Below are 786 nucleotides of genomic sequence, written 5' to 3'. Positions count from 1 at the left end.
CAGTGGATCGCGCCGCGCATCAGCTCGGTCACGGCCACGCCGCGCGACGTGCGCATGCACTCCTCGACGTAATCGATGAACGGCAATGGCTCGAAGTCGATTTCGTCGCGCACGCGGCGATTGTCGAACACGCGATCGACCGTCGCGAATTCCCCGCAGCGCTGCAGGGCCCGGCCGATCACACGCTCGAGTGCCGGATCGGGGCGCCCCAGCACATCACGCACGACGAGCGGCAGTTCCGCCGGCGCGCACGCCGCGTAGCGCGGCGCACCGGTCATTCCCGCCGCCTCGTCCATCGCGCGCACGATCTGCGCGACCTGCGGCGCCTCGTCGCCGGCCGACACGTGATAGACGTCGTGCGCCAGCGTCGGCTTGACGGCCAGCAGCATCGTCGCGCGCGCCACGTCGTCCACCGACACGATGTCGATGCGCGTCATCGGCCGCGCGGTGAAGCGGCGCGCCGCATGCGCGAGCCGGAACATCCAGAACGAATTCGGTGCGGGCCGCGTCCCGAGCACCGTATGGCCGACCACGTGCGACGGCCGCACGACGACGAGCGGCAGCCCGAGCGCGCGCAGACGCTGCTCCGTCCGGGCCTTCGCATGCAGGTAGTCGGCCGCCAGCACCGCGCCGGGCAGGCCTTCGTCGGCCTGCGGCGCGACGTCGTTCTCCGCGTCGCGTTCCGCCTCTTCCTGCACGATCCCGCCGCGGCCCGCATGCGCGTAGGCCGTGCCGACGTACACGAAGCGCTGCAGGCGCGGCGCGCGGGCAAAGCGTTCAGCGAAG

At 71.9% G+C, this 786-nt stretch carries 1 protein-coding gene; it reads right to left on the bottom strand.

The window, feature by feature from the left end; genetic code table 11:
* Nucleotides 1-786: SDR family oxidoreductase (locus JMF90_RS39015; RefSeq protein ID WP_201326541.1), on the bottom strand; the 786-nt coding region annotated here is incomplete at both ends.

The organism is Burkholderia sp. E168m23, from assembly GCF_016586125.1.
Lineage (GTDB): Bacteria > Pseudomonadota > Gammaproteobacteria > Burkholderiales > Burkholderiaceae > Burkholderia > Burkholderia orbicola.
This window is presented reverse-complemented; position numbering and strand designations above follow the sequence as displayed.